The organism is Streptomyces sp. NBC_00158 (assembly GCF_045160885.1).
In the GTDB taxonomy this organism is placed as follows: domain Bacteria; phylum Actinomycetota; class Actinomycetes; order Streptomycetales; family Streptomycetaceae; genus Streptomyces.
In genome coordinates this window covers 4,122,864-4,143,122 of the sequence record NZ_CP108161.1, presented here as the reverse complement: position 1 = coordinate 4,143,122, position 20,259 = coordinate 4,122,864, and the positions used below count along the sequence as shown (strand labels likewise).

Sequence of the window (20,259 nt, the reverse complement as noted above, 5' to 3'; positions counted from 1 at the left end):
CCCAATCAGCCGCCCTGTCCGAGCAGGGCGGACAGCTCCTTCATCTCCCCGAAGCACGCGGTGGCCCCGGCGAGCCGGTCGGCGGGCAGCATGGAGGTGAAGCCGAGGACGTCCATCCCGGCGGCCCGGGCGGCCTCCACCCCGAGCGGGCTGTCCTCGACCACCACGCACCGCGAGGGGTGGACGCCCATCATGTCGGCGGCGTGCAGGAACAGGTCCGGCGCCGGCTTGCCCTTGCCGACCTCCTCCGCGCTGAAGATCCACTCCTCCTCGAACCACTCGTCCAGGCCGGCTGCCCGGTGCCCGACCCTGATCCGCTCGTGGCTGGAGGAGGAGGCCACGCAGTAGGGCATGCCGATCGCGGACAGCTCCGCGAGCACGTCCGTCACCCCGGGCACGGCCCGCAGTTCCCGTTCGAACGCGGCGAACACCCGCTCGTTGAGGACCCGCTCGAAGTCCGCCGGCAGCGGCTGCCCGGTCCGCTCCTGGACGAGGTCGTGCACCCGGTGCACGGCGGAGCCCATGTAGTCCCGGAGGGACTCCTCGTACGTGGTGGGGTGCCCGAGCTCCGTCAGGTACGCGGAGAGGATCGTGTTGGCGACCGGCTCACTGTCCACGAGGACGCCGTCGTTGTCGAAGATGACCAGCTCATAGCCCATCGGGCCACCATACGAGGAGTCACCTCAGGTTGACGGGAACCGCGTGCCGGTAAACGGCTGAACGCGCCCGAACGGACCCTGAACGCAGAAAAGCCCCGCACCATAAGGTGCGGGGCTTTCCCACAATGATTGTTCGGCGGCGTCCTACTCTCCCACAGGGTCCCCCCTGCAGTACCATCGGCGCTGAAAGGCTTAGCTTCCGGGTTCGGAATGTAACCGGGCGTTTCCCTAACGCTATGACCACCGAAACACTATGAAGTTGAACTCAAGCCGGCAAGGCGAGTTCGTTACTTCAGAACTAACACAGTGGACGCGAGCAACTGAGGACAAGCCCTCGGCCTATTAGTACCAGTCAGCTCCACCCGTTACCGGGCTTCCACATCTGGCCTATCAACCCAGTCGTCTACTGGGAGCCTTACCCTCTCAAGGAGGTGGGAATACTCATCTTGAAGCAGGCTTCCCGCTTAGATGCTTTCAGCGGTTATCCTTTCCGAACGTAGCCAACCAGCCATGCCCTTGGCAGGACAACTGGCACACCAGAGGTTCGTCCGTCCCGGTCCTCTCGTACTAGGGACAGCCCTTCTCAATATTCCTACGCGCACAGCGGATAGGGACCGAACTGTCTCACGACGTTCTAAACCCAGCTCGCGTACCGCTTTAATGGGCGAACAGCCCAACCCTTGGGACCGACTCCAGCCCCAGGATGCGACGAGCCGACATCGAGGTGCCAAACCATCCCGTCGATATGGACTCTTGGGGAAGATCAGCCTGTTATCCCCGGGGTACCTTTTATCCGTTGAGCGACGGCGCTTCCACAAGCCACCGCCGGATCACTAGTCCCGACTTTCGTCCCTGCTCGACCCGTCGGTCTCACAGTCAAGCTCCCTTGTGCACTTACACTCAACACCTGATTGCCAACCAGGCTGAGGGAACCTTTGGGCGCCTCCGTTACCCTTTGGGAGGCAACCGCCCCAGTTAAACTACCCATCAGACACTGTCCCTGATCCGGATCACGGACCGAGGTTAGACATCCAGCACGACCAGAGTGGTATTTCAACGGCGACTCCACAACCACTGGCGTGGCTGCTTCAAAGTCTCCCACCTATCCTACACAAGCCGAACCGAACACCAATATCAAACTGTAGTAAAGGTCCCGGGGTCTTTCCGTCCTGCTGCGCGAAACGAGCATCTTTACTCGTAGTGCAATTTCACCGGGCCTATGGTTGAGACAGTCGAGAAGTCGTTACGCCATTCGTGCAGGTCGGAACTTACCCGACAAGGAATTTCGCTACCTTAGGATGGTTATAGTTACCACCGCCGTTTACTGGCGCTTAAGTTCTCAGCTTCGCAACCCCGAAAGGTCACTAACCGGTCCCCTTAACGTTCCAGCACCGGGCAGGCGTCAGTCCGTATACATCGCCTTACGGCTTCGCACGGACCTGTGTTTTTAGTAAACAGTCGCTTCTCGCTGGTCTCTGCGGCCACCCCCAGCTCACGGAGCAAGTCCGATCACCAGTGATGGCCCCCTTCTCCCGAAGTTACGGGGGCATTTTGCCGAGTTCCTTAACCATAGTTCACCCGAACGCCTCGGTATTCTCTACCTGACCACCTGAGTCGGTTTAGGGTACGGGCCGCCATGAAACTCGCTAGAGGCTTTTCTCGACAGCATAGGATCATCCACTTCACCACAATCGGCTCGGCATCAGGTCTCAGCCTTAATGTGTGACGGATTTGCCTACCACACGGCCTACACCCTTACCCCGGGACAACCACCGCCCGGGCTGGACTACCTTCCTGCGTCACCCCATCGCTTACCTACTACCACCTTGGATCGCCGGCTCCACCACTTTCCTTTCCCCGAAGGGTCCGGAACGGCTTCACGGGCTTAGCATTAATGGATTCGATATTGGGCGTTTCAAAGCGGGTACCGGAATATCAACCGGTTGTCCATCGACTACGCCTGTCGGCCTCGCCTTAGGTCCCGACTTACCCTGGGCAGATCAGCTTGACCCAGGAACCCTTAGTCAATCGGCGCACACGTTTCTCACGTGTGTATCGCTACTCATGCCTGCATTCTCACTCGTGAACCGTCCACAACTAGCTTCCGCTGCTGCTTCACCCGGCACACGACGCTCCCCTACCCATCACAGCGGGCGTTGGCCCTATTGCTGCAATGACACGACTTCGGCGGTACGCTTGAGCCCCGCTACATTGTCGGCGCGGAATCACTTGACCAGTGAGCTATTACGCACTCTTTCAAGGGTGGCTGCTTCTAAGCCAACCTCCTGGTTGTCTCTGCGACTCCACATCCTTTCCCACTTAGCGTACGCTTAGGGGCCTTAGTCGATGCTCTGGGCTGTTTCCCTCTCGACCATGGAGCTTATCCCCCACAGTCTCACTGCCGTGCTCTCACTTACCGGCATTCGGAGTTTGGCTAAGGTCAGTAACCCGGTAGGGCCCATCGCCTATCCAGTGCTCTACCTCCGGCAAGAAACACACGACGCTGCACCTAAATGCATTTCGGGGAGAACCAGCTATCACGGAGTTTGATTGGCCTTTCACCCCTAACCACAGGTCATCCCCCAGGTTTTCAACCCTGGTGGGTTCGGTCCTCCACGAAGTCTTACCTCCGCTTCAACCTGCCCATGGCTAGATCACTCCGCTTCGGGTCTAGAGCGTGCAACTCAATCGCCCTATTCGGACTCGCTTTCGCTACGGCTTCCCCACACGGGTTAACCTCGCTACACACCGCTAACTCGCAGGCTCATTCTTCAAAAGGCACGCAGTCACGAGATACAGCAAGCTGCATCCGACGCTCCCACGGCTTGTAGGCACACGGTTTCAGGTACTATTTCACTCCGCTCCCGCGGTACTTTTCACCATTCCCTCACGGTACTATCCGCTATCGGTCACCAGGGAATATTTAGGCTTAGCGGGTGGTCCCGCCAGATTCACACGGGATTTCTCGGGCCCCGTGCTACTTGGGAGATGAGCAAGCAAGCCGTACAGATTTCAGCTACGGGGGTCTTACCCTCTACGCCGGACCTTTCGCATGTCCTTCGCCTATCCATACGGTTTCTGACTCGCCTCACAGCCGGCAGACTGTGAAAGCTCATTCCCACAACCCCGCATGCGCAACCCCTGCCGGGTATCACACGCATACGGTTTGGCCTCATCCGGTTTCGCTCGCCACTACTCCCGGAATCACGGTTGTTTTCTCTTCCTGAGGGTACTGAGATGTTTCACTTCCCCTCGTTCCCTCCACACTGCCTATGTGTTCAGCAGTGGGTGACAGCCCATGACGACTGCCGGGTTTCCCCATTCGGACACCCCCGGATCAAAGCTCAGTTGGCAGCTCCCCGGGGCCTATCGCGGCCTCTCACGTCCTTCATCGGTTCCTGGTGCCAAGGCATCCACCGTGCGCCCTTAAAAACTTGGCCACAGATGCTCGCGTCCACTGTGTAGTTCTCAAATAACGACCAGCCACCCATCACCCTGCACCTCGAAAGGAACAAGTTCACTGGGGCCGGCACTGAAGACTGACCGAACGGCCGTGCCTTCAGGACCCAACAGCGCGCCAGGCACGATCTCTTTCAGTGAGTCACTTTCCACGCCGAAGCAGTACTCGTGATCCATCCAGAAGACCGTGCCAAATAATCAACGTTCCACCCATGAGCTGACCGTGCAGAACGTTTGTCTGCAATCGGTACTGTGCTCCTTAGAAAGGAGGTGATCCAGCCGCACCTTCCGGTACGGCTACCTTGTTACGACTTCGTCCCAATCGCTGGTCCCACCTTCGACAGCTCCCTCCACAAGGGTTGGGCCACCGGCTTCGGGTGTTACCGACTTTCGTGACGTGACGGGCGGTGTGTACAAGGCCCGGGAACGTATTCACCGCAGCAATGCTGATCTGCGATTACTAGCGACTCCGACTTCATGGGGTCGAGTTGCAGACCCCAATCCGAACTGAGACCGGCTTTTTGAGATTCGCTCCACCTCACGGTATCGCAGCTCATTGTACCGGCCATTGTAGCACGTGTGCAGCCCAAGACATAAGGGGCATGATGACTTGACGTCGTCCCCACCTTCCTCCGAGTTGACCCCGGCGGTCTCCTGTGAGTCCCCATCACCCCGAAGGGCATGCTGGCAACACAGGACAAGGGTTGCGCTCGTTGCGGGACTTAACCCAACATCTCACGACACGAGCTGACGACAGCCATGCACCACCTGTATACCGACCACAAGGGGGGCACTATCTCTAATGCTTTCCGGTATATGTCAAGCCTTGGTAAGGTTCTTCGCGTTGCGTCGAATTAAGCCACATGCTCCGCCGCTTGTGCGGGCCCCCGTCAATTCCTTTGAGTTTTAGCCTTGCGGCCGTACTCCCCAGGCGGGGAACTTAATGCGTTAGCTGCGGCACCGACGACGTGGAATGTCGCCAACACCTAGTTCCCAACGTTTACGGCGTGGACTACCAGGGTATCTAATCCTGTTCGCTCCCCACGCTTTCGCTCCTCAGCGTCAGTAATGGCCCAGAGATCCGCCTTCGCCACCGGTGTTCCTCCTGATATCTGCGCATTTCACCGCTACACCAGGAATTCCGATCTCCCCTACCACACTCTAGCTAGCCCGTATCGAATGCAGACCCGAGGTTAAGCCTCGGGCTTTCACATCCGACGTGACAAGCCGCCTACGAGCTCTTTACGCCCAATAATTCCGGACAACGCTTGCGCCCTACGTATTACCGCGGCTGCTGGCACGTAGTTAGCCGGCGCTTCTTCTGCAGGTACCGTCACTTTCGCTTCTTCCCTGCTGAAAGAGGTTTACAACCCGAAGGCCGTCATCCCTCACGCGGCGTCGCTGCATCAGGCTTTCGCCCATTGTGCAATATTCCCCACTGCTGCCTCCCGTAGGAGTCTGGGCCGTGTCTCAGTCCCAGTGTGGCCGGTCGCCCTCTCAGGCCGGCTACCCGTCGTCGCCTTGGTGGGCCATTACCCCACCAACAAGCTGATAGGCCGCGGGCTCATCCTTCACCGCCGGAGCTTTCAACCCCCGCCCATGCAGGCAGGAGTGTTATCCGGTATTAGACCCCGTTTCCAGGGCTTGTCCCAGAGTGAAGGGCAGATTGCCCACGTGTTACTCACCCGTTCGCCACTAATCCACCCCGAAGGGCTTCATCGTTCGACTTGCATGTGTTAAGCACGCCGCCAGCGTTCGTCCTGAGCCAGGATCAAACTCTCCATGAATGTTTACCGGTAATCCGGTGCACACGCACGAAAGAGCGGGCCAGTCTTGGTCGGAATATGACCGACTGACCACAACGTCCTCGCTGTGTTTGTTGCCTGCAAGCATCACCCGAAGGCGACCTCACAGGTCTTTTTCAAAGGAACCTCATCCACCGGAGTGGACGGGGTATCAACTTCTGGCGTTGATTTTTGGCACGCTGTTGAGTTCTCAAGGAACGGACGCTTCCTTTGTACTCACCCTCTCGGGCTTTCCTCCGGGCTTTCGTTCTTGCGATTCAGACTCTATCAGAGTCTTTCTCGCTTGCTTTCCAGGTCCTTCGCTTTCGCGCTTTCCCTTTCCGGCGGTTCCGACTCTATCAGATCCTTTCGGGCCTGACCCCCAGTCAGCGGGGTTTGCCTTTCGGGCTGTTGGGCCCTTCCGGCGAGTGAGACAGTAGCGGATTCCCTGCCCCCGAAGCCAATCGGCGGCTGCGTCCTGGAACGCGGATTCCTCATTCGCAAATACGCATGAAAACGAGACGACGAGGTAGTCGTTCGTTCGAATGTCGTAGTGCGGGATGGCTGTCCGGGGACCGACCGGGGTCGGCGCTCACGTCGGACAACTCGAAGAACCTTACGGACCGGGCACACGTGTGTCAACCCCCGGCTGACCGGCGGGCAGCACGGGACGACTGGCCGGAAAACCTCACGTGCTCCTCACACCCCCGGGTCTACGCTTGCCCCCATGACTACGCACGTGCTCACGCTCAGCCTTCGCTGGTGGGCCGCCTGACGGCGGCCGACCCCCAACGCGAGCACGCACGCGCTCACGGCCGCCGCTACGGCGGCCGTTTCTGTTTCTCCCCCGGGAGTGGCTCGGTCGCCCGACGCGGTGGCCACGGCACCACACCCCCACTCACGCACTCAGAGGGAGAGCAGCAGACATGACGAGGATCTTCAGCGGGATCACGCCGTCCGGGCACCTGACGCTGGGCAACTACCTGGGGGCCCTGCGGCAGTGGGTCGCGGCCGAGCACGCGCCTTCCGACGCGCTGTTCTGCGTGGTGGACCTGCACGCGCTCACCACGGAGCACGATCCCGCGCGGGTCCGGCGGCTCACCCGGCAGAACGCCTCGCTGTTCCTCGCCGCCGGCCTGGATCCACGGCAGTGCACCCTCTTCGTGCAGAGCCACGTCGCCGAGCACACTCGGCTGTCCTACCTGCTGGAGTGCACCGCCTCCGACGGGGAGCTGCGGCGGATGATCCAGTACCGGGAGAAGGCGGCGAAGGCGGAGGCCGCCGGCAATGGCGTACGGCTGTCGCTGCTGACCTATCCGGTGCTGATGGCCGCGGACATCCTGGCGTACGCGGCGGAGGAGGTGCCGGTCGGCGAGGACCAGCGGCAGCACGTGGAGCTGACCCGGGACCTGGCCGTGCGGTTCAACCAGCGGTACGGGCACACGTTCACCGTGCCGAAGGCGACGCTGCCCGCGGTGGGCGCGCGGGTCATGGACCTCCAGGACCCGAGGTCGAAGATGGGGAAGTCGAGCGAGAGCGGCGCCGGGATCGTCTATCTCCTGGACGAGCCCGCGGTGATCACCAAGAAGGTGATGCGGGCCGTGACCGACAGCGGGGACGGCGGGGTGGTCTACGACCGGGCCGAGCGGCCGGGGGTGGCGAACCTGCTGGACGTCCTGGCCGCCTGTACGGGCGGGGAGCCGGAGAAGCTGGCGGAGGAGTACGAGCAGTACGGGCCGCTGAAGCGGGACGTGGCCGAGGCGGTGGTGGAGCTGCTGCGACCGCTGCGGGAACGGCACGCCGGGCTGGCGGCCGATCCGGGCGAGGTGGAGCGGGTGCTGCGGGAGGGGGCCGGGCGGGCGCGGGAGATCGCGCGGCCAGTGGTGGACCGGGCGTACGAGGCCATCGGGCTGCTGGCTCCGTGAAGCGTGAAGGGTGAGGAGGGGAGGAGGAGGGGACGCCCCTCCTCCTCCCCTTCCTCGTCTTCCTCGTCTTCCTCGTCAGCTGTTGCCCGTGGCGAGTTCGCGGCTGCGGTCGCGGGCCGCTTCGAGGGCGGCGATCAGGGCCGCGCGTACGCCGTGCTTCTCCAGTTCGACGATGGCGTTGATCGTCGTACCGGCCGGGGAGGTGACGGCCTCGCGGAGCTTGACGGGGTGCTCGCCGCTGTCGCGGAGCATGACGGCGGCGCCGATGGCGGCCTGGACGATGAGGTCGTGGGCCTGGGCGCGGGGCAGGCCGAGGAGGATGCCCGCGTCGGTCATGGCCTCGACGAGGAAGTAGAAGTAGGCGGGGCCGGAGCCGGAGAGGGCGGTGGCCGCGTCCTGCTGGGACTCGGGGACCCGCAGGGTCTTGCCGACGCTGCCGAAGATCTCCTCGGCGTGCTGGAGGTGGGCGGCGGTGGCGTGGCTGCCGGCGGAGATGACGGACATGGCCTCGTCTACGAGGGCGGGGGTGTTCGTCATGACGCGGACGACGGGGGTGCCGGGGGCGAGCCGCTCCTCGAAGAAGGCGGTGGGGACGCCGGCGGCGCCGCTGATGACCAGGCGGTCGGCGGGGACGTGCGGGGCGAGCTCTTCGAGGAGCTTGCCCATGTCCTGCGGCTTGACCGTGAGGATGAGGGTGTCGGCGCGCTTGGCGGCTTCGGCGTTGCTGACGGCCTCGACTCCGTAGCGGGTGCGGAGTTCTTCGGCGCGCTCGGGGCGGCGGGCGGTGACGAGCAGTTTGGCGGCCGGCCATCCGCCGCGGATCATCCCGCTGAGCAGGGCCTCGCCGATCTTGCCGGTACCGAGGACTGCGACTGTCTGGGTCATGCCCGATTCACCTCGCCGAACGAACCATCAGGACGTACGCCCTCATCCTTGCACCCGTCCGCGTGGTGGCGAGGGGGTGTCCGCTCCGTGGTCAGGGGGTGCGGCGGCGGAGGGTGGCGGCGCCGAGGGCGAGGACGAGCAGGGCGCAGGCGGCGACGACGACGGCGTCGCGTACGAAGTCGGCGGTCATGTCGGTGTGGGTGAGGACCTGGGTCATGCCGTCGACGGCGTAGGACATGGGCAGGACGTCGGAGAGGCCGTCGAGTACGGGCTGCATGGTGTCGCGGGGTGCGAACAGGCCGCACAGCAGCAGCTGGGGGAAGATCACGGCCGGCATGAACTGGACGGCCTGGAACTCGGAGGCGGCGAAGGCGGAGACGAAGAGGCCCAGGGCGGTGCCGAGGAGGGCGTCGAGGAGGGCGACGAGCAGGAGCAGCCAGGGGGAGCCGGTGACGTCGAGGCCGAGGATCCAGAGGGCGAGGCCGGTGGCGAGGAGGGACTGGACGACGGCGACGGCGCCGAAGGCGAGGGCGTAGCCGGCGATGAGGTCGGTCTTGCCGAGGGGCATGGCGAGGAGGCGTTCGAGGGTGCCGGAGGTGCGTTCGCGGAGGGTGGCGATCGAGGTCACGAGGAACATCGTGATGAGGGGGAAGATCCCGAGGAGGGACGCGCCGATGCCGTCGAAGGTGCGGGGGCTGCCGTCGAAGACGTAGCGCAGCAGGGTGAGCATCAGTACGGGGACCAGCAGCATCAGTGCGATGGAGCGCGGGTCGTGGCGGAGCTGGCGCAGTACGCGGGCGGCGGTGGCGAGGGTGCGGGCGCCGTTCATCGCTGGGTCTCCCTGGAGAGGTCTTCGGCTCGGGCGTTGGCTTCGTCGACGAGGCGGAGGAAGCCTTCCTCGACGGTGGCGGAGGCGGTGTGGGTGCGGAGGGCTTCGGGGGTGTCCTGGGCGAGGATGCGGCCGTCGCGCATGAGGAGCAGGTCGTGGCAGCGCTCGGCCTCGTCCATGACGTGGGAGGAGACGAGGATCGTGGTGCCGCGGCGGGCGGTGAGGTCGTGGAAGAGGTTCCACAGGTCGCGGCGCAGGACGGGGTCGAGGCCGACGGTGGGTTCGTCGAGGACGAGCAGCTCGGGAGTGCCGAGGAGGGCTACGGCGAGGGAGACGCGGCTGCGCTGGCCGCCGGAGAGGTTGCCGGCGAGGGCGGTGGCGCGGGTGGTGAGGTCGACGTCGGTGATGGCCCGTTCGACGGCGGCGCGGCGGCGTTCGGCGGCGGCGCGGCCGGGGTCGAGGACGGCGGCGAAGTAGTCGAGGTTCTGCCGGACGGTGAGGTCGTCGTAGACGGAGGGCGCCTGGGTGACGTAGCCGATGCGGGAGCGGAGCTCGGGGTGGCCGGCGGGGCGGCCGAGGACGTCGAGGGTGCCGGTGACGTGGGCCTGGGTGCCGACGACGGCGCGCATGAGGGTGGACTTGCCGCAGCCGGAGGGGCCGAGGAGGCCGGTGATGCGGCCGCGGGGGACGTCGAAGCCGATGCCGTCGAGGACGGTGCGGGGGTGGCGGCCGGTGCCTCGGCGGACGGTGAGGCCGTGGGCGTGGACGGCGGGAGGGGGTTCCTCCGGCTGGTTATTCATCATGTGATGAATAATGCTCCCGGCTGTGCCGGGCGTCAATGAGCCGGGTGTTCGGGGTTCCGTCCCCGCAGCGGGCGGGTTACTTCTTGCGCTTGGGCCTGCGCGCGGCCGGGTTGCCCGTACGGGCGCTGCGGCGACGGCTGAATTCGGCCACGGCACGCTCGTACTCGGTGCGGCGGAGCTTCTCGCCGGGGGCCTCGGACAGGCTGCGCAGGAAGTACGCGACGAGGGAGCCGATGAAACCGATGGTCTTCAGGCCCTTGAGGGCGGCCTCGTCGGACGACGGGCGCGGGCGGCGGCCGAAGGACTCCCAGGTCTTGGCGAACGCGATGGCGCTGGCGATCGCGAAGAGCACGACGACGGAGATGCTGAGGAACGGGCCGACATCGCCGATCTCCAGGCCCTCGTAGGCGAAGCGCAGGAGGTACGCGCCGATGACGGCGGCGGCGAGCGAGCCGACGGCCACGCCGGCGCGGCGCAGGGCGTAGCCGTTGTCGTGGTCCACCCAGGAGGTGCCGAAGAACCGGATCGGCTCGGGCTGCGGGCCGGGGGCCGGCACGGCCGGTGCGGCGGGGCCCTCGCCCTGGCTGGGGCCCTGGCTCGGGCTCTGGTCTCGCTGCTGGTCGTCGCTCACGGTGCCGATTATCCCCCGGCGGGCAGGACCCGCCGGGGGTGTCTCACCTGGCAGAACGGTGACGTCGGCCGGGCGGGTCAGCCGCAGCGCGGGGCGACGTAGCCGTCACTGCCCGTCTTCACGTAGGCGTCGGAGACGAAGCGGCCGTTGCCGATGCAGTCCCACAGGTCCGTGGTGCCGTACGGGCCCGAGACCGTCGTGCCGGGGCACTGGCAGCGGATCGTCACGTATCCGCCGATCGGGACGGAGTCGATGATCGGGTAGTTGGTGCCCGGGCCGCTGCGGACGTTCACCCGGTAGCCGGGAGCGGTCGGGAAGGTGGGGCCCGCGTCGCCGGAGAGGCTCTGGACCTGGCTCGATTCGTTCTCAACGGACATGTGAATTCTCCCCCCATGGGTGCTGCACTGCGCAACGCGCGCAGGGTAGCAAGCCCTTGGGTGTTGCCACGGGCCATCGACTAGGCTCCGGCGGGGGTGGTGAGCGGTGCAGTCGCGGCGCGCGGACTACGCCGGGTTTCCGGAGTACGCCGGCCAGTACCGGCTCGAATCCGTGCTCGGCTCCGGCGGCATGGGCGTCGTCCACCTGGCCGCCTCCAGTTCGGGGCTGAAACTCGCCGTCAAGGTCGTGCACGCGCAGCACGCCGTGGACCCGGAGTTCCGGGCGCGGTTCCGGCAGGAGGTCGCGGCCGCGCGGCGGGTGAGCGGCGCCTTCACCGCGCCCGTCGTCGACGCCGACCCCGATGCCGAGCGGCCCTGGATGGCCACCCTCTTCATCGACTCCCCGACGCTGTCCGAGCGGGTACGCGAACGCGTGCTGGACGCCGTCGAGCTGACGCGGCTCGCCGCCGGACTGGCGGAGGCCCTGCGGGACATCCACCGGGCCGGGGTGGTGCACCGGGACCTGAAGCCGAGCAACGTGCTGATGGCGCCGGACGGGGTGCGGGTCATCGACTTCGGCATCTCGCGCCCGGCCGACAGCGACCTGCGCACCGAGACCGGGAAGCTGATCGGGACCCCGCCCTTCATGGCACCGGAGCAGTTCCAGCGGCCGCGCGAGGTGGGGACCGCGGCGGACGTGTTCGCGCTGGGCGCGGTGCTGGTGCACGCGGCGACCGGGCGCGGGCCCTTCGACTCCGACAGCCACTACCTCGTGGCGTACCAGGTCGTGCACAGCGAGCCGGACCTGACGGGACTGCCTGCCCGGCTGGTGCCGATCGTGGCGCGGTGCCTGGCGAAGGACCCTGCCGAGCGGCCGACCGCCGAGGCGCTGATCGCGGAGATGCGCGCCGTGGCGTACCGGACGGGCGAGGACACCCAGGCGTTCATACCGCAGCCCCGGCTGCCGGTGGCGGACGAGGAGCTCACCCACCAGCGCCGGCGGATCGCGACGGAGCCGCCGCCCGCCCCGCGCCGGCGCCGGCTCCGGCCGGCGCTGCTGGCGGCCGGGCTCGGTGTCCTGCTCGCGGCGGGGGGCGTCGGCTGGTACCTGTGGCAGGCCGCCGGCCCGGACGCGCCGGGCCGGGCCGCCGCCCGCGCGTCGGCGGAACCGGGCGGGGCGTTCACGCCGTGGTCGGTCTCACCGGGCACACCCCCGGTGTCCTGCTCGGCGGCGGCCGGCGGCCTGTTCTGCTCGGGGCCGGGGCTGGCGGGCACCCGGCTCGGCCTGGCCGACGGTTCGGCGGCCTGGACCGTACGCGCGAAAGCGCCCTCCTTCGGCGTGTCCGCCAGCACCGCCCCGTCGTACGCGGCCGGTGCGGTCGTGGTGGTGGCACCCGGCAGCCAGCTGCTCCAGGCGCTGGAGCCGGGCACGGGCGCCGAGCGCTGGCAGCGGAAGCTGTCCGGCGGCACGCGCGTGGTGACGGCGGGCCCGTACGTGGTCATGGTGGCGGCGGACGGCACGGTCACCGCCCTCGACGGAGCCGGCGGGACCCAGAAGTGGAGCCGCCACATCGCCGGCGCCGGAGCCGGCTCCGTGTGGTGGGGCGGGGCCGGAGCGGCGGGCGCGCCCGTGCTCTACACCGCGACGGCGGACGCCGACGGCGGTGCGACGCAGCTCGCCGAGATCGATCCGGCCACCGGCGCCGTGCGCTGGCAGACCCGGGCCTCCGGAGACCTGCGGCCGATCGGCGTGGCCCGCGGCGCACTGCACCTGCTCGACAACGCCTCCGGCGTCAGGACGGCCGGGATCGTACGGGTGGACATGGCCACCCACGCCATACGCCGGGTCCAGCTGTCGGCCCCGCTGTACGAGACGGAAGCGACGGTGGGCCCCGACGGGACGGCGTACGCCTTCGGCACGCGGGGCGGTCTCGTGGCGATCGGCGGCGAGAAGGAGCTGTGGCGGCAGGAGACGGGCGCGGCGTTCGCCTCCCGGCCGGTGTTCGCGGACGGACGGGTCTACCTGTCGGCCGGGGACGGCCGGCTGCTGGCGTACGACGCCGCCGCCGGGCACCTCGTCGGCCAGACCAAGCCGCGCATGCCCCCGCAGAACACCTTCAGCGCCACCCTCCCCTCCCCCGTGGTCGCCGACGGCCGCGTCTACGCCTCCGCTCCGGACGGCACGGTCTTCGCGGTGGACGCGCGGAACCCGGCCGGGTGGTAGGCCCGGGCCACCGCCGGACGGAGTCCGGCGCAGCGCTCCGAAGCCCGGAAGGCGCCCCGGCGCCGACCGGCGCGAGGAACGCGTTCAGGAAGGGACGCGCGGAACCCGGCCGGGTGGTAGGCCCGGGCCACCGCCGGACGGAGTCCGGCGCAGCGCTCCGAAGCCCGGAAGGCGCCCCGGCGCCGACCGGCGCGAGGAACGCGTTCAGGAAGGGACGCGCGGAACCCCGCCGGGTGGTGGGCCACCTCGGCGGGGTTCACGGGATCCGGAAGGCTCAGCCCAGCTTCGTCACGTCGCGGACCGCGCCCTTGTCGGCGCTGGTGGCCATCGCCGCGTAGGCGCGCAGGGCCGCCGAGACGGTGCGCTCGCGGTCCTTCGGCGCGTACACGCCGCCGAGCTCCGCGTGGCGGGCCGCCAGCTCCTCCTCGGAGACCAGCAGCTCGATCGACCGGTTCGGGATGTCGATGCGGATCCGGTCGCCGTCCCGGACCACCGCGATGTCGCCGCCCGAGGCCGCCTCCGGGGAGGCGTGGCCGATGGACAGGCCCGAGGTGCCGCCGGAGAAGCGGCCGTCCGTCACCAGTGCGCAGACCTTGCCGAGGCCGCGGCCCTTGAGGAAGGACGTCGGGTAGAGCATCTCCTGCATGCCGGGGCCGCCGCGCGGGCCCTCGTAGCGGATGACGACGACGTCGCCGGGCTGGACCTCCTTGCGGAGGATCTTGTCGACGGCCTCGTCCTGCGACTCGCATACGACGGCCGGGCCCTCGAAGGTCCAGATCGACTCGTCGACGCCCGCGGTCTTCACCACGCAGCCGTCGACCGCGAGGTTGCCGCGCAGCACGGCGAGGCCGCCGTCCTTGGAGTACGCGTGCTCCACGGAGCGGATGCAGCCGCCCTCGGCGTCGAGGTCGAGGCTCTCCCAGCGCTCGGACTGGGAGAAGGCGGTCGCGGAGCGCTTGCAGCCGGGGGCCGCGTGCCACAGCTCCATGGCCACCTCGGACGCCGTGCCGGAGCGGGCGTCCCACTTCGCGAGCCAGTCGTCCAGGCCCTGGGAGTGGACGGTGCTGACGTCCTTGTTGAGGAGCCCGCCGCGGTGCAGCTCGCCGAGGATGGCGGGGATGCCGCCGGCGCGGTGCACGTCCTCCATGTAGTACGTGCCGCCGGGGGCGACGTTCGGGGCGACCTTGGCCAGGCAGGGCACGCGGCGCGAGACGGCGTCGATGTCCTTGAGGTCGTAGTCCAGGCCCGCCTCCTGCGCGGCGGCCAGCAGGTGCAGGATCGTGTTGGTCGAGCCGCCCATGGCGATGTCCAGGGCCATGGCGTTCTCGAAGGCCTCGCGGGAGGCGATGTTGCGCGGCAGGACGGACTCGTCGCCGCCCTCGTAGTAGCGCTTGGTGATCTCCACGACCGTGCGGCCGGCGTCCTCGTACAGGGCGCGGCGGGCGGTGTGCGTGGCGAGGACCGAGCCGTTGCCCGGGAGGGCGAGGCCGATGGCCTCGGCGAGGCAGTTCATCGAGTTGGCGGTGAACATGCCCGAACACGAACCACAGGTCGGACAGGCGTTCTCCTCGATGCGCAGGACGTCCTCGTCCGAGACGTTCTCGTTGGAGGCGTCGACCATCGCGTCGATCAGGTCCAGCTTGCGGACGGTGCCGTCCACCAGGGTCGCCTGGCCGGCCTCCATCGGGCCGCCGGAGACGAAGACCACCGGGATGTTGAGGCGCAGCGCGGCCATCAGCATGCCGGGGGTGATCTTGTCGCAGTTGGAGATGCAGATCAGGGCGTCGGCGCAGTGCGCCTCGACCATGTACTCCACGCTGTCCGCGATCAGGTCGCGCGAGGGCAGCGAGTACAGCATGCCGGCGTGGCCCATGGCGATGCCGTCGTCGACCGCGATGGTGTTGAACTCGCGGGGGATCGCGCCGGCGGCACGGATGGCGTCCGAGACGATGCGGCCGACCGGCGCCAGGTGGGTGTGGCCGGGGACGAACTCGGTGAAGGAGTTGGCGACCGCGATGATCGGCTTCCCGATGTCCTCGCTCGCTACGCCCGACGCGCGCATCAGCGCACGAGCGCCTGCCATGTTGCGGCCGTGGGTGACGGTGCGGGACCTCAGCTCGGGCATGCGGTTTCACTCCCCATGAGTGCGGCTGTACGGTCAGCCGCGACTGTGGATATGGCTCGGTTACGAGGCTACGCCCACCGCCCGCGATCCGGACACCTCGTCCGGATGCCGGGACGGCGGGGTCATTCCTCGGTCACTCCTCCGTCAGGTAGCGCTGCAACGTCGGAGCCACCAGCGCCACGATGTCCTCCGGATCCGCGGACGCCAGCGGCTCGACCTGCACCACGTACCGCAGGATCGCGATCCCGACCATGTGCGAGGCGGCCAGCTCCGCCCGGAACGTCGGATCCGGAACGTCCAGATCGGCGGCGATCCGCTCCAGCAGGCGGCGCAGCACCAGCGTGCGCAGCACCTTCGCGGCGGCCTCGTGCGTCAGCGCCGACCGGATCACGGCGAGCAGCGGCACCCGGGTCACCGGGTTCTCCCACACCCCCAGGAAGTACCGGACCAGCCGCTCCCCGATCCCGTCGGGGCCCTCCCCGAGAATGGCCGGAACCACCAGGGCGGGCTCCATGCTCACCTCGACGGCGGCCGCGAACAGGTCGTCCTTGCTGCCGAAGTAGTGGTGCACCAGCGCCGGGTCCACCCCCGCGACCTTCGCGATGCCGCGCACGGACGTCTTGTCGTACCCGCGCTCCGCGAACACCTCGCGGGCCGCCAGCCGGATCCGTTCCTGGGTGCCGGGGCCGTCGTCGGCCTCGTCCTGGCGGGGCCGGCCGGGGCCCCGCCGCCGCTTCGCGGGCTCGCTCACCGGCGCCCGGCCGGCTTCGCGAGGTGCGCCCGCGTGAAGGCCAGCGCCTCGGCGAGGTCGGCCTCACGCTCGGCGGAGGACATGGCGCGCCGCGTGTTGACCTCGATCACCACGTGCCCGTCGAACGAGCTCCGGGCCAGCCCCTCCAGCAGCTCGGCGCAGGGCTGCGTACCGCGTCCGGGGACCAGGTGCTCGTCCTTCGCCGAGCCGTTGCCGTCGGCGAGGTGGACGTGGGCCAGCCGGTCGCCCATCCGGTCGATCATCGCGGTGGCGTCGGTGCGGGCGGTGGCGGTGTGGGACAGGTCGACGGTGAAGTGCCGGTAGTCGTCCTTCGTCACGTCCCACTCGGGCGCGTACGCGAGCATCTCGCGGTCCCGGTAGCGCCACGGGTACATGTTCTCTACGGCGAACCGCACGTCCGTCTCGTCCGCCATCCGCCAGATCCCGGAGACGAAGTCCCGCGCGTACTGCCGCTGCCAGCGGAACGGCGGATGCACCACGACCGTCGACGCCCCCAGCCGCTCGGCGGCGGCCTGCGCCCGCTGGAGCTTGGTCCACGGATCGGTGGACCACACCCGCTGGGTGATGAGCAGACAGGGCGCGTGCACGGCCAGGATCGGCACCTGATGGTGGTCCGACAGGCGGCGCAACGCCTCGACGTCCTGGCTCACCGGGTCCGTCCAGACCATGACCTCCACCCCGTCGTAGCCGAGACGGGCGGCGATCTCGAAGGCGGTCGCCGTGGACTCCGGGTAGACGGAGGCGGTGGACAGGGCGACCTTCGGGGTCCGGCTGTTCGGGATACGGAGCGGATCTGCCACGGTGACAGATTACGGGGCCCTCCCGCGACGAAACGCAAGCGGCGGCACTTTCGTCATACTTTTCGAATGAAAACCGGGACGATGGCCGAACCCCACCACGGACCGCCCACCCGGGACACCCCGTCCACCCCTCGTGCGGGCCACATCAACCCTCACCACCCGCAGACGTGGGACGCGACGGCAGGCACATAACCATCCATTCTCAGCCAATCCCACACATTCACATCGTTCCGTCCCTCAGGGCCGCCGTCCTGGAGCCCCACCGCACCCGGACGGAGCCCCCGCCATGCCCATGATCCCCTTCGAGGACGCCGCCCACCACTTCGAGGACTTCCGGCGCACCGCCTGGCGCCTGGAAACCCAGCGCGGGTACGCCGTGGACCGCGCGGGCGAGCGCTGGAAGCGCTGGCAGGCCGGCGAGCGCTTCGGGTACGAACCCACCGTCCCCTGGCACACCCTCGTACGCAGGGCCACCGAGGCCGGCAAGCGCTTCGAACGCGTCCGCCTCGTGGACACCCCCGCCACCGAGGGCCAGCGCTACCTCCTGGCCTCCGCCCTCGGCAACATCGAGGCGGGCGAGGACATCCGCAACCTCACCCGCACCGAAGCCACCCGGCACGGCCTGCCGGACTTCGACTTCTGGCTCTTCGACTCCCGCACCCTGATGCGGTTCGAGTCCGACCCGGAGGGCCACACCCTCGGCGTCCACATCACGGAGAACCCGGAAGCCGTCCTGTCCGCCTGCCAGACCCGCGACACCGCCTGGCACTTCGCGACCCGGACCACCGAGTTCACGGCCAGGCAGACACCTTGATCACCTTCGCTGCGTTCGACGCCCTGTTCTCCAGCCTCTCCCACTCGGCATGGCGCCTGGAGAGCCGCCGTCGCTACGCCTCTGACGAAACCACCCACACCTACCGCCAGTTCACCGCGGGCCGTCCGGTCGAGTGGGACCTCAACGACCCCTGGTGCACCGAACGGCGTGAGCAGGTCGCGCTGGGCAAGAGGTTCGAGCGCGTCAGGATCCCCGCCGAACCGGCCACCGAAGGCCAGCGGTACCTGTTCGAGAACGCCCGCCGCAACCGGGCCGTCGGCGAGGACATCAGAACGCTCACCCGCAGCCAGGCGAACGGACTCCAGCTCCCCGCCGAAGACTTCTGGATCTTCGACGCGAAGGTGGTGGCCCTTCTTGTTTGGTCATGTCCGCCGCCACCACCGCACTGCTCACCGGGAACGGACGCGAGGCCGAGGCACAGGCCCAGCGCGCTCTGCACCTAGTGGCCGAACGCCCACCGGCACGTCAGTCCGCCACCGTGAGGGCGACGGCGTCAGCCGACCTGGCAGCCGCCCTCCTCAAGCGCGGCGACCTCGACGCCGCCGAGGCGGCCCTCACTCCCATCTGGGAACTCCCCGTCGACCGCCGCTCCTCCGGCCTGCTCGACCGCGTCACGGCGGTCAGGACCGCCCTCACCGCTCCCTCGATGCGCACGACTCCCGTGGCACTGGCCCTGGGCGAGCGGATCGAGGACTACAGCCGCCGTTCGACGCACGCCCACCTCACCACCCGGCGAACCGGCGCGATCGAGCCCTAGCGGACACCGAGGCCGGTCAGGATCGCCTCTTCCTTGCTCGGATCGATTCCGTGCTCGGCGGCACGGGGGTGGTCCACCGGCCTTCCGTTGTCCTTCAGCCAATCCCATGTGTCGACGATGGTCTCCGCCAAGGGACGACAGGACAGCCCGGCCGCCACCGCCCGCGCGGGATCGACGGACCACACACCCTCAGCCGTGCGCCACGGCGGCATCTCCGTCCACTGCCGGATTCCGTACTCGTCCAGCACATCCGGTTCCGTCCACACCGCCCGCCCGGCACCCCCGGTCACGGCAAGGCAGCAGGCAAGGAACGCCTCCATGGAAATCGGATCCGGATGGGCAATGTTGAACGCCCCGCCCCGACCTGAACCAGCCCGCTCCAGAGCGAACTCGGCGACATCACGCACATCCACCGGCTGAATCGTGCGAGCCGCCGGAGCAGGAGCAAGGATCGCTCCCCCTCGTGCCGCCCGCCGCAGCCACCACGGCAAACGGCCCACGTACTCGCCGGGTCCGAGGATCACCCCAGGGCGCAGAACGACCGAGTCATCCCCGAAGGTCTGCCGGATGGCCTGCTCCGCCCCGGCCTTCTGGAACCCGTACTTCGTCGGGGACCCGTCGGCACCGGTGTAGCCGAACGACTCATCGGCATCGGCCGGCGCGTCCAGCAGCGGCGAGTCCTCCGTCAGGGGCTGATGTGGCCACCCCTGATAGACGGACACAGTGGAAACGTGCACCCAGCGGCCGACCACCGGACGCAGGATCTCGGCAGCCGCCAGCACGGTGCGGGGAGACATCTCCCCCGATGAGGTGTCGACGACGGCATCCCACCTGCCTGCCCCTGCCAGCCGCTTCAGATCCGTGTCACTGGTGCGATCACCCCGCACCGTCTCGACACCCTCAGGCACCGCCCCGGATCGGCCCCGGCTGAACGCGGTCACGTCCCAGCCGCGAGCAAGCGCGCCCTCGATCACCGCTTTGCCAAGGAACCAGCCGCCACCCAGCACCAAGATTCGCATGCGCGCGACCTGCCACGGGCCGGAGTAGCCGCGCCACCCCAACCGCCCGCACACGAGCGCCTGTCGGATCCGGAGGATCCGCAGCCAGGCCTCTGATGTAGACCAGCCCCAGACGGCCGCCGGACGCCGAGACGAGAGAAGCGCGTAGCGATCTGTCGCGCCGGGGCGCTCCGCCGGGGCATGAGCGGGCCCGGATGCCCGGCGGGCCGGCCCCCGGCCCCTCGCCTCGGCACTGAGGAGCCGATGTCCCTCTCCTGCCCCGTGACCGTTCCTTTGGGGGCTTCCCGTCAGTCTTTCGGCATTCCGGGGCGGGTCGGTCGGTCAAGGGTCGCCGAAGGCGATCACGAAGTGACGCGACGAAGGAGCGCCCTTGAG

16 protein-coding genes and 3 rRNA genes are annotated in these 20,259 nt (G+C 67.8%); 5 read left to right on the top strand and 14 right to left on the bottom strand.

The genetic code is table 11. The annotated features are described in order from the left end of the window. Positions 1-5 precede the first annotated feature (5 nt). From OG553_RS19135 to OG553_RS19115, 5 genes are all read right to left on the bottom strand, one after another. Positions 6-659 (bottom strand): HAD family hydrolase, encoded by a 654-nt coding sequence (locus OG553_RS19135; protein WP_405980150.1) that lies wholly within the window; start codon positions 657-659, stop codon positions 6-8. Between the two features lie 131 nt (positions 660-790). After that, positions 791-907: ribosomal RNA gene (rrf, locus tag OG553_RS19130) — 5S ribosomal RNA — on the bottom strand. A 74-nt stretch (positions 908-981) separates the two neighbouring features. Further along, positions 982-4,099, bottom strand: a 23S ribosomal RNA gene (locus OG553_RS19125). A gap of 28 nt (positions 4,100-4,127) precedes the next feature. Beyond that, positions 4,128-4,295 carry a hypothetical protein gene (locus OG553_RS19120; protein WP_405978310.1) on the bottom strand — a complete coding sequence of 56 codons (168 nt, stop codon included), beginning with the start codon at positions 4,293-4,295 and terminating at the stop codon, positions 4,128-4,130. An 86-nt stretch (positions 4,296-4,381) separates the two neighbouring features. After that, positions 4,382-5,905 (bottom strand): 16S ribosomal RNA (locus OG553_RS19115). Together the 16S, 23S and 5S rRNA genes form the textbook arrangement of a ribosomal RNA operon. A 923-nt stretch (positions 5,906-6,828) precedes the next feature. Between OG553_RS19115 and trpS the strand changes: the two genes are divergently transcribed. After that, positions 6,829-7,827 carry a tryptophan--tRNA ligase gene (gene trpS / locus OG553_RS19110; RefSeq protein WP_405980149.1) on the top strand — a complete coding sequence of 333 codons (999 nt, stop codon included), beginning with the start codon at positions 6,829-6,831 and terminating at the stop codon, positions 7,825-7,827. Between the two features lie 75 nt (positions 7,828-7,902). Here the strand turns inward: trpS and proC are convergent, their stop codons facing one another. From proC to OG553_RS19085, 5 genes are all read right to left on the bottom strand, one after another. After that, positions 7,903-8,712, bottom strand: a complete 810-nt coding sequence (proC, locus tag OG553_RS19105; RefSeq protein ID WP_405980148.1) for a pyrroline-5-carboxylate reductase — start codon at positions 8,710-8,712, stop codon at positions 7,903-7,905. Positions 8,713-8,803: 91 nt separating this feature from the next. Further along, entirely contained in the window at positions 8,804-9,541 is a 738-nt protein-coding gene (locus tag OG553_RS19100; protein WP_405980147.1) for an ABC transporter permease, read from the bottom strand. Then, positions 9,538-10,344 carry an ABC transporter ATP-binding protein gene (locus OG553_RS19095; RefSeq protein WP_405980146.1) on the bottom strand — a complete coding sequence of 269 codons (807 nt, stop codon included), beginning with the start codon at positions 10,342-10,344 and terminating at the stop codon, positions 9,538-9,540. The genes OG553_RS19100 and OG553_RS19095 overlap by 4 nt, the downstream gene beginning before the upstream one ends. A 76-nt stretch (positions 10,345-10,420) precedes the next feature. Beyond that, positions 10,421-10,975: a hypothetical protein gene (locus tag OG553_RS19090; RefSeq protein WP_405980145.1), complete on the bottom strand. Its 555-nt coding sequence runs from the start codon at positions 10,973-10,975 to the stop codon at positions 10,421-10,423. Between the two features lie 77 nt (positions 10,976-11,052). Further along, entirely contained in the window at positions 11,053-11,352 is a 300-nt protein-coding gene (locus OG553_RS19085) for a peptidase (RefSeq protein ID WP_405980144.1), read from the bottom strand. Positions 11,353-11,458: 106 nt separating this feature from the next. On the opposite strand from OG553_RS19085, the gene OG553_RS19080 reads away from it, so the two are divergent. Continuing rightward, entirely contained in the window at positions 11,459-13,576 is a 2,118-nt protein-coding gene (locus OG553_RS19080) for a protein kinase domain-containing protein (RefSeq protein WP_405980143.1), read from the top strand. A gap of 274 nt (positions 13,577-13,850) precedes the next feature. Here OG553_RS19080 and ilvD read toward each other — a convergent pair whose 3' ends face one another. From ilvD to OG553_RS19065, 3 genes are all read right to left on the bottom strand, one after another. Continuing rightward, a complete protein-coding gene (gene ilvD, locus OG553_RS19075) occupies positions 13,851-15,701 on the bottom strand; it encodes a dihydroxy-acid dehydratase (RefSeq protein WP_405980142.1) in 1,851 nt (616 codons plus the stop codon). A gap of 133 nt (positions 15,702-15,834) precedes the next feature. Then, positions 15,835-16,452 (bottom strand): TetR family transcriptional regulator, encoded by a 618-nt coding sequence (locus OG553_RS19070; RefSeq protein WP_405980141.1) that lies wholly within the window; start codon positions 16,450-16,452, stop codon positions 15,835-15,837. Beyond that, entirely contained in the window at positions 16,449-17,273 is an 825-nt protein-coding gene (locus OG553_RS19065; RefSeq protein ID WP_405980140.1) for a sugar phosphate isomerase/epimerase family protein, read from the bottom strand. The genes OG553_RS19070 and OG553_RS19065 overlap by 4 nt, the downstream gene beginning before the upstream one ends. Positions 17,274-17,559: 286 nt before the next feature. Here OG553_RS19065 and OG553_RS19060 point away from each other — a divergent pair, with 286 nt between their 5' ends. Genes OG553_RS19060 through OG553_RS19050 form a run of 3 tightly spaced genes read left to right on the top strand, consistent with a single transcriptional unit; the run spans position 17,560 to position 18,865 of the window. Then, the gene (locus tag OG553_RS19060; protein WP_405980139.1) at positions 17,560-18,087 is read left to right on the top strand and encodes a DUF6879 family protein; all 528 of its coding nucleotides are present in this window, start codon (positions 17,560-17,562) and stop codon (positions 18,085-18,087) included. After that, on the top strand, positions 18,084-18,551 hold the full coding sequence (locus OG553_RS19055; RefSeq protein ID WP_405980138.1) for a DUF6879 family protein: 468 nt from the start codon (positions 18,084-18,086) through the stop codon (positions 18,549-18,551). Before OG553_RS19060 ends, OG553_RS19055 begins: the two co-directional genes overlap by 4 nt. 35 nt (positions 18,552-18,586) lie before the next feature. Next, entirely contained in the window at positions 18,587-18,865 is a 279-nt protein-coding gene (locus OG553_RS19050; protein WP_405980137.1) for a hypothetical protein, read from the top strand. On the opposite strand, the gene OG553_RS19045 is transcribed toward OG553_RS19050, so the two are convergent. After that, positions 18,862-19,884: an NAD-dependent epimerase/dehydratase family protein gene (locus OG553_RS19045; RefSeq protein WP_405980136.1), complete on the bottom strand. Its 1,023-nt coding sequence runs from the start codon at positions 19,882-19,884 to the stop codon at positions 18,862-18,864. The genes OG553_RS19050 and OG553_RS19045 overlap by 4 nt on opposite strands. Positions 19,885-20,259: the final 375 nt, after the last annotated feature.